Raw genomic sequence first — 9,682 nt, 5'->3', positions numbered from 1 at the left:
GCCGTATAACCAGGAACCGGAATCTCCTGCACGGTATAGTCTACCGCGTCGCCGTCTTCATACTCAGCCAGGGCAGACCATGTGTATTGCCACCCATTGTCCGCCGTCAGCTCTGCGGATTTTTCAATCACGCCGTTCTTCAGCAGGTTGACCCAAATCTTCTCCGGACGGGTGCTGAACTTGTTCTCGCTGTCATTCCAGTTCTTAGTTACCGTTACTTCAGCGACATTATCCAGTGCACTCTCTGCGACAAAAACGCTGCCTTCGCCAAAGGAGAACATCTGGAAATCGTATCCTTCTCCAAGTTCTCCGGGCACTCCCTCGCTCAGCTCGACAGAGTGTTCATCACCCTCAGCATCCATGTAGCCGACTACCTTTGCCGTGTAGGCAGTATTCTTGTCCAGGCCGTTCCACATGGCTTCCCAATTGCCCGCCGATGTAATGGTAACCGCTTCGCCAACGGATTCATCCCCGTTATACAGCTGCACCTTGATTGCGGTCGGGCGGGTACCTGCGGCGTTGTTGTCGTCGTCCCACTCATACAGCATGGTGATGCTGCGCGTATCCGAATAGGTATTGGTGATATGGGTTTCACCAACCGCATCCCAATCATATGCAACCTTGAAATGCGGCATCAGTTCGCCGTCCGCACTGGGCACAGAAGTCTCCACCGCGTGATAGGTGATGAGATGACCGCCCTTGTACTTGTCCAAACCAGTCCAAGTGTAGGAATTTTCAGCACCGCTGTTATAGTCCAGCGTCTTCTCAGAGCCACCCACCTGTGTACCGTTTGCATACAGGACAACCGTTGCACCGGTCGGAGTCACCGCTGCACTCTCGTTTTCCCAAGTCTTGTTGACAGTATGGGTCGTAGTCTCCGGCATGTGCGTCAGCGTGATGGTGAATATGTCACCTTCCAACCGCTTCTCAACAGTATAGGTGCTGTCATCCTTCGCATCCGCATGCGCCTTTGCGCGAACAGTAACCTCGGTAATGCTATCCGCAGTAAAGGCATCCCCTACCCCGAACTTATCCGGTACGATATACGTCCATTCGGTGTTGCCGCCATTGGTGTTCACCAGAACACCTGCGTCATTCTTCAAATCAACCATATAGCTCTTATCATTCAGCGTAAAGCTCATATCGGTCGGGCGAATGCCGCAGACATTGCCGCCGTCCTGCCAAACGATGTTAACCGTAACCGTCTTCTGCTCGTAGTCAGGAATATTGTCACCATTCTCATCCAGCGCCCAGACCGCATACAGAACCGTGCTGCCGTTCACCATGTACTCAGAATCAACCGCCAGAATCGTCATCGCATTTTTCTGCGCCTCGGTGGTGACAATCGGGGTGATGCTCTCGTTCCAGCCGAGGAATACCATGCCCTCATAGGTCAAACCGCCCTGATTCAGCAGCGTTGCCGTATGATTTACCTGAGTATAGTCGGTAGTATCCACTGGCGCTATGCCGGATGCGCCGTTGCCGTTGTAGGTCAGCTTGAACTTATCCGGCGTATAGGTGTTGGTTACCGTGATTTCCTTAACCGTGCTTTCCTCCAACGTCACGCCGCCGCTGTACATTGGCGTATAGCCAGCCGGCACATTGTTTTCAGTTACGGTGTAGGTTACCGCCTTGCCGTTCACGCTCAGGGGCAGATTGTCCACGGTGACAGTCCAAGTATCCTTCTGCATAGTTACAATGCGCGAAATATTGTTCGTACCGCCCTCATACTCACCGACAACGGTAAAGGTCAGGCTGTCCGGACGCTTGTCCTGATAGCTTTCATCCGATTTCCAATCCTTTTTGATTGTCAGCGAGCCGCGGGAAACCGCTTCACTGTTCAGCGTGTTGACGATTGCGCCCTGCGTAGTGCCGTCCGCGGTGACATTGACATACTTTGTTGTTGCAACATAGTCTTTAAGCGCTGCATTTTCATATGCCGTATAGAGCAGCTGCTTACCTGCATTGTCCGTCTTGGGAACATTGTTCCATGTGTAAACCCAGACGTTGGGGTCATCCGGCTTCTGCTCAATCTTATCCGGCTGAATGCCAGCATTTTCATCGGTCTGCGAACCATCCGTCAGATACAGGCGGATATTCAGCGGGTCATTGCCAGATTCTTTCGAGTAGCTCTCCGGAATTGCCGGGCGCTTGCCCGAACCATCCGTATCCTGCCACTGCTTTTCTACGGTAATCGGTTCATAGAATTCCTGCGTGTAGGAATATGTGTTGATGATCTTCTTTTCGCCGTCACCGGTCAGCACGACTTCCATTCTGCTCGCCGTGTAATTCGGCACGTCGCTCTCGGTTACCTTATAGGTATACGCCCTGCCCTCCGAATCATACTTGTCCAGACCGGAATAGGTAATTGTATAAGCGTTGTCCGCAGCCGTTACAGACGGTATCGCATTCACGGTCTCCTCTGCACCCTGCGCCGCCGTGCGCGTCAGCGTCAGATAAGTCAGCGCATAGACGTATGTGCCGGGACGTTTACCTGCTGCGTTTTCGTTATCCGCCCACACCTTTTGGAAGGACAGCTGCAGCGGACCCGGGCGATAGAAAAGCGTGAATGCGCTGGAATCTGCCGTCATGCCTGTTTTGGTCACGGTATACGGCGAAGCCCCTGTCAGCGCCGCGCTGTAATCCAGCTGCACCTTGTCCATATACTCCGGCAGGCCGGCAATCGTCACGGTGTTGTCCGCAAACGTTGCCGTCACCCCATTTGGAGTTTCCGGCTGAACGGCTGTAATACCGCTATCGCCGACTGTCAGTTTAAAGGAATAGGTCTGCGTTTTTATGCCGTTTTCTCCCTCACCCTGCAGGGTGAGCGTCAGCTCGGCCGGACGCTGCTTGTCACGATTGTCCAGGTCGTCCCAGGTGATGTCCACCTGATACGCCAGCGTAGCCGGGGCATGCCGGTTCGTCAGCGTGATGGAACCGATTTTGCCCTCGGTATCCATCGTCACCGGATATACAGTCGTTCCGTTCAATGCCTTTACGCTGTCTTTATTTGTCAGCGTGTATCCCTTTACCGCGTCTTCGGAAACATAATACTTGATCTCCTTACCCTCAGAATACTTCGGCAGGCCCTCAAGCGTAACCGTATTCCCATCTCGTGTTGCAAACGAACGTACGGCGTTGATCGGATCGCTTTCGCTCACCTGCTGATACAGTACACCGCTGATATTCGCGGGGCGGATGCCGTCCTGATTGCTGCCGTCGTCCCACTCCTTTTTCACCGTAATGCTTACGGTTTCCGGCGTATGGGTGTTGGTGATCATCACAGTGTCGCCAGTCTTGCTGTACGCAGCCGTATAACCGCTATCCGCAAGGGACGTACCACCAACCCTGGTTTCCTCGGCGCTGTACGTTACAGGCTTTCCTCCGCTCGTCTTGGGCAGGTTTTCCCAAGTGACCGACGCGCCGTCCGTGGTATTAGAAATGGTCTTTTCGAGTGTTTCACTGCTCTCCAGCAGCCCAGTCACAGCCGAGTCGTTCAGTTTTTGTCCATCCACCGTTGCGGTCAGCTTGACCGTAACAGGTTTGCGTATGCCGTCCTGGTTTTCGTTATCATCCCAGTACTTTACAGCAGTCAAAGCAGTTTTGTCAACGCTCTTGTGGTTGGTCAACGTGATTGTGACTTTGGTATCCTCGAAGCCCTCTACACCGGTAAATTTATAGTCCTTGGTTGTGGTATAATCCTTCGCCAAGTCACCGGTTTCAATCACGTTATACGCAATCGTCGCGCCCTTGCCGCCCTTCACATAGTACGGCAAGCCGGACAGCGTTTTCGTCCAGCTATCTGTGCCAGTAATGGTGATTTTCGCTGCATTTTCATCCTTCTGTGCTACGCCCTTATCGTTCACAAGCTGTCCGTTGGCATAAAGCAGAACTTCAATGCTTTCTGGCTTATCCGAAATACCGCTGTCCCACTTTTTCTCAATGGTCAGGTCAACGGTTTCGGCTTCGCGGGTGAACTCGATCGCAAGGTTGGCATTTTCTTTCAGGCTTTCGCCTTGCCCGCCCTGCTGCGTGCGGAAGCAGAACCACCAAGTACCTCCATCTTTAATCAGCTTGCCATTCTCATGGTTGGGCGAAGCAGCGTTGAAAATATCAACCGTATAGCCGCGGCTGTCGTCCGGCTGACCCTCTGTTTCCGGTACAAATTGCAGCCAGTAGCGGTAATAGTTTCCGTCAGCTGAATACACCGGCAGATCTTGGAACAGCCGGCTCCAGAGGTTTTCATTATCCGCCTTTACATCAGACAGACCCAGTCTTACTTGCTGACCCTTCACCAGTTCTGCATTGGGTGCCGTGTTATCCGGCGCTGCCGGGTCTTTTCCGTTTACCACGTCGCGGTAAAGCTGCACGCTGATATTCTCGAAACGCTTGCCCGCAATATTGCTGTTATCGTTCCAGTGGATATCCAGCGTCAGGGTTTTGCCTTTCAGCGTGTACAGGCCGTTGTTGCCCAGATAAATGTATACCTGCTTGTTGGAGTCCATTGTGGACTGGCAAACATAGTTTACCGAACCCGCAACGGCAGTACCGGCAGCCTTTACCGTCTTATCGAACGCCTTTTCTGTCTGTGCCCAATAATACGGCATGATATACTTGCCGTCCACCTGCTCCGACTTGGGCATGAACGACAGATAGGTCTGCGACGGCTCGCTGAGCAGATAGGTACCCGCTGCCGCCGTGTTCATCAGCGCCGCGTCATAGCGGAAGCGAATCGGGGCAGATTCATAATAGGACGCGGTCTTCTGGCCATTCGCTTCCTTCACATTGAGCACGTTATACGCCATCAGATCGGGCGGAATGCTGACCTGCAACTGACGGCGGCCGTTTTGCAGCTTGCGCACCGTAACTTCCAGTTCGTTCAGCGCCGCCTTGTCGTATGCGTTGCTAGTTGCATCCAAGTCAGTCGTATCTGTATCAACCGTTACCGCGGTCGGACGGAGATAAAGGGTTTCGCCGCTGTTTACCAGCGTCTGCGCTTCCTGCCCCGATACCGATACGTACTCACCGCTCACTTTTTTGTGCGGTGCAAGCGTATAGGTGCGGGTTTTGCCCGCCTTCATTTCGTTTTCGACCGTGGTGTAGGTCGGCACTTCCAGCTTGAAATCACCGTTCAGACGCACCTGCTCTCCGAGCGTATCAAAGAAATTCATGTTGTTGCGCCCGCCCGTGGACTCGCCGACGTTCTCGCCGCCGGTAATGGAGGTAATCTCACCGACGATGGTGTTGAAGATATTCTCCAGATCCTGCTGGCTCATCTGGCCGACGAACGACTGGTCCGCATAGTCATAAGAAGCAAAGCCCATCTTCGCCGGGGTATTGAGATTGATCGCCGCGGACAACGTGCCGGGCGTGGTCGTATCGGTCCGCTTTTTCGGATCCAGCATAATCGCATTGTCCGTGCCGTCCTTCAGACTCAGGCCGATTGTGAAAAATTTGGCCTGCGTGTCTGTGCTATTCTGCTTGGCGCGGTAATTTGCCGTAATCTGTTCTTTCTGGTACGCTGCTGTGCAGATGGCATAGTACCAGTCCCGAACATCGTAGCGCGGCCGCGAGTCGCCGGACACATACTCTGGTGCAGCGCTTCCGTCGTCGCTGCTGCCCGTCTTGTAGTATTGCGTACTGTCGTTCGGCGCGCCATCTGTCAGCAGCACAACAACCGGAATCCGCTCCGAAGAACCCGCCGGAATGTCCGAATTTTTCAGCATATCTGCCGCTGCAAAAAAGCCGGACTGGGGATCGGTCGCGCTTGCATAGGATTTACTGTAGGTTGGATTTCCCACAGAGGTAAAGTTCAGGCTGCCGGAAAGGCTTTCCCAAAATCCCTCCGGCACTTTATGCCCTGTATAGGAAAAGAACGGGCTGCTGCCGCTTTTCTCATAGTGCTGCAGCGGAACCATCTGACTGGCACTGCCGGCAAATACGGCAACGCCCACCCGGTTGTTTTCATTTTTCATCAGCTCGTTCGCCGCACTGTTGAGCGCGTTAACCGTGGCGTACATGCGGGTATCCTCGGCATTCGTCTGATAGCTATCCGAATCGGAAGCCATGCCATATCCCATACTGTACGATACATCCACCACAAATACAACGTCCAGCGCCACTTCGTTTTTCGTGGTCGTGGTGGACGCAAAGGTCTGGCCCAGTGCGGACAGCGTCACATCAAATGTGCCGTTATCACCCGCTTCAACCGACTTATCCGCCCAAATCTTACCGTTCAGCGCCGAACTGCGGTTTTCGGTACCTACCGTATAAACGCCGTTCGCCGGATTGGCCTCATCCGTCACAACGAAGGCATTATGACTTGCCGTATCAGGCGTCACTGTATCCGCAGCCTGCTCTGCTACATAGCCGTTGATGGGCAGGTCGCTCCCGTCAACTGCCGCTGCCGCAGTTACCGGCGGCAGCATGCTTGCGCTTACCGCCGCCGCGCAAAGCATGCTGATGATCCGCTTTATTCTCTGTTTCATTCTGTTTCCTCCTTTTCGGGTATATCTATATCAACACTCATTCTCACAAGTGATTGTTTTCTCTCTGCCGTTTTGGACAAACTCTGTATTTTGTCTTACGAAAAATTTTAGAATGCATTGCACTGTTAAAAATTCACAAAAAAACTCCTGTGTTTTTTCACAGGAGCTACTTTTCTGCAGGGCAAACAGGCCGACGTCAACCGGTAAATTTCAGTCGGTCTTTTTTGCATATAAAAAAATTGAAAGATATTCTTGCCATCGGTTTTTCGGTGTGCTATTATTTATATAAGTAAAGGAATATGACATTTTAAACTCGTATTTGCCACTCTTTATTGGACAAAATACAGATTTTGTCTAACAAAGAAGGCGCAGCCGATTCAGCTGCTGCTCATGCTCTTCGCCTGTGGAAACAAGGTAAAGGCGCGTCGTTTCCATGCTGGAATGACCCAACACATCGGCCAGCTTGGCCACATCGCGGCATACCTTATAAAACGTCCGCGCGAACAAGTGCCGCAAATTGTGCGGAAAAACTTTGGAGGTTTGCACACCGGCCAGCTTGCAAACTGCTTTCATCTCTGCCCATATCTGTTTTCTGGACAACCCTGTTCCGTTTCTGGTGAGAAAAATTTCACCCGAAACGGTTTTTTGCTGTCTGGCAAAGCGAAGCAGCTTGCGGCAAAGGGCCCCCGGCAGCAATATCACCCGTATTTTCCCCTTCAGTGAAATCTCTGCCCGCCGCTGCCGCGCCGCCTCCACGGTGATATACTGCACTTCAGATACCCGAATGCCGGTAGCGCAGATTGTTTCCATCAGCAGCGCCAGCCGCTCTTTGCCGCAGGCAGCCGCCGCTTTCACCAAACACATATATTCCTGCCGCGTCAATTCTTTTTCCCTTCCGCGGAACAGATTGCGCTGCAGCCGCAGCAATCTGACTTTGCAGTCCTGCCAGCCCATGCAGTCAAAAAACCGGTTGACTGCCACCAGCATGGAATTCACTGTCACCGCAGCGTATCCCCGCCGCAGCAAATCCGTTCTCCACGCGGTCACAGCCTGCTTGTCCGCAGGCCGTGCATCCAGCCAACAGGCAAAGGCGTTGACATCCCGCCGGTATTTTTCAATCGTCCCCGGGCTGCACTCCGCCTGCTGCAGAAATTGTAAAAACTGCTCTACCTGTGTTTGGAAAATGTGTTTTTCTTTCATTTTTACCTCCATTCCCGCTATAGAATGTTAAAAAATATCATTATGCCGCATTTTCCAGAGAATATTCATCGCATCCGTCGTTTTTACATTTTTGCGTTCATACAAAAAACTGCCGCAGAACAAGCTGTTCTGCGGCAGTTTTATCATTCTTATAGCACCTTGGACAAAAAATCCTTCAAGCGCGGATGCTGTGGATTCGCAAAAAATTCCTTCGGTTCATTCTGCTCAACAATATTGCCCCCGTCCATAAACAGTACGCGGGTGGCAACCTCACGGGCAAAGCCCATTTCATGCGTGACCACAACCATGGTCATACCGTCATCTGCCAATTCCTTCATAATTTCCAGCACTTCGCCCACCATCTCAGGGTCAAGGGCTGATGTCGGCTCGTCAAACAGCATCACGTCCGGATTCATCGCGAGCGCGCGGGCAATTGCAATACGCTGCTGCTGTCCGCCGGAAAGCTGAATCGGATAGCTGTCCGCCTTATCCGGCAGGCCGACGCGCTCCAAAAGCTGCATCGCACGCTTATCCGCCTGCTCTTCGCTCATGGTTTTCAGCTTGAGCGGCGCAAGCTTGATGTTTTCCTTGACCGTCAGGTGCGGAAACAGATTGAACTGCTGAAACACCATGCCCATCTTCCGGCGCACGATATTGATATCCGTTTCACGGCTGGTGATATTTTGCCCCTCAAATACAATGCTGCCGCTTGTCGGCTCTTCCAGCAGATTCAGGCAGCGCAGAAAAGTTGACTTACCAGAACCGGACGGCCCGATGATAACAACTTTTTCGCCCTTTTCAATGCGTTCGTTTACGCCCTTCAGCACCTCATGGTCGCCAAACGACTTATGCAGATCTTTAACGACGATCACTTGCGCGCAGCCTCCCTTCCAGAATACCGAGCAGCTTGGTAAGAATCAGTACAATCACCAGGTAAATCAGCGCCAGGCAAATATAGGCTACCATGGTTTCATATGTGTTGGATACGATAATCTGCGCGCCCTTGGTCAGGTCGTTCAGGCCAATCGTCGTCACAATCGACGTTTCCTTTACCAGCGTAATCAGCTCATTGCCAAGCGCAGGCAAAATGTTCTTAATGGCCTGCGGAATAATGATGTACCACATGGTCTGTCCATAATTCAAACCGAGCGAACGGCCGGCTTCCATCTGCCCCGCATTGATGGACATAATGCCGGAGCGGACAATTTCTGCCACATATGCGCCCGAATTGATACCAAAGGTGACAATCGCACAGATCAGCGTTTCCTTCTGTCCGCGCGGCGTCATAATCACAAAGCTGGCAATCATCAGCTGCACCATCATCGGCGTACCGCGGATAACGGTCAGGTACAGTTTGCACAGCGCGTTTGCAATATTCAAAAAGATGTTCGGCCGCGCATTGGCACGTCTGGAATCATGCGCCGAACGAATCACAGCCGCCAGTACGCCAATCAAAACGCCAAGGAGCAGCGCCCCCAGCGTCGTCAGCGCAGTAATTTTCAAGCCATTTGCAAAGAACTTCCAGTTGTCATTCAATACGAATACGCGATACAGGGAGAAAAACAGTCCCTGTATGCCTTCCGGCATTGCTTGCAGCCAACCCGGCGCCTGTGCCAGCCATTCAGCCATCTGGCGATTCCTCCTTCTTTAACGCACGAATACAGGGGCGGAAAAACCGTCCCTGTATTCGAAAAAATCGTTTATGTGTCTACTCAGCCGTTCGAGGGAATATACTTTTCGATAATCTTGTCGATCGTACCGTCTTCCTTCAGCTCGCGGATTGCGGTGTTCACCTTGTCGAGCAGCTCGGTGTTCTCCTTGGCAATGCCGATTGCGTAATCCTCAACCGCAAACTCGGTCTCCAGAATCTTGAGGCCCTCGTTCTGTGCAACGTAGTTCTTTGCCGGCTCGTTATCGATAACCACGCAGTCGATCTGGCCGTTCTTCAGCGCTTCAACCGCAACCGGGCCGCTGGTAAACTTCTGCACGTTCTC

Annotated in this window: 5 protein-coding genes; all 5 read right to left on the bottom strand. The window is 52.4% G+C overall.

The window, feature by feature from the left end:
- Positions 1–6,488, bottom strand: a 6,488-nt coding sequence (locus ACOYIE_RS06325; RefSeq protein WP_433411498.1) for a Cna B-type domain-containing protein, incomplete at its 3' end; no start/stop codon positions are given.
- A gap of 354 nt (positions 6,489–6,842) precedes the next feature.
- Complete coding sequence (locus ACOYIE_RS06320) at positions 6,843–7,688, bottom strand: tyrosine-type recombinase/integrase (protein ID WP_433411496.1); 846 nt, start codon at positions 7,686–7,688, stop codon at positions 6,843–6,845.
- A 149-nt stretch (positions 7,689–7,837) separates the two neighbouring features.
- Complete coding sequence (locus tag ACOYIE_RS06315; protein ID WP_433411494.1) at positions 7,838–8,560, bottom strand: amino acid ABC transporter ATP-binding protein; 723 nt, start codon at positions 8,558–8,560, stop codon at positions 7,838–7,840.
- Positions 8,547–9,317: an amino acid ABC transporter permease gene (locus ACOYIE_RS06310; protein WP_433411492.1), complete on the bottom strand. Its 771-nt coding sequence runs from the start codon at positions 9,315–9,317 to the stop codon at positions 8,547–8,549. The genes ACOYIE_RS06315 and ACOYIE_RS06310 overlap by 14 nt, the downstream gene beginning before the upstream one ends.
- Before the next feature lie 83 nt (positions 9,318–9,400).
- The coding region (locus tag ACOYIE_RS06305; protein WP_433411490.1) for a transporter substrate-binding domain-containing protein at positions 9,401–9,682 on the bottom strand (282 nt) is incomplete at its 5' end.

Source organism: Agathobaculum sp. (genome assembly GCF_050946325.1).
Classification (GTDB): domain Bacteria; phylum Bacillota; class Clostridia; order Oscillospirales; family Butyricicoccaceae; genus Agathobaculum.
Note: the sequence above shows the minus strand (reverse complement) of the source record. Positions and strands in the feature narration are given on the sequence as shown.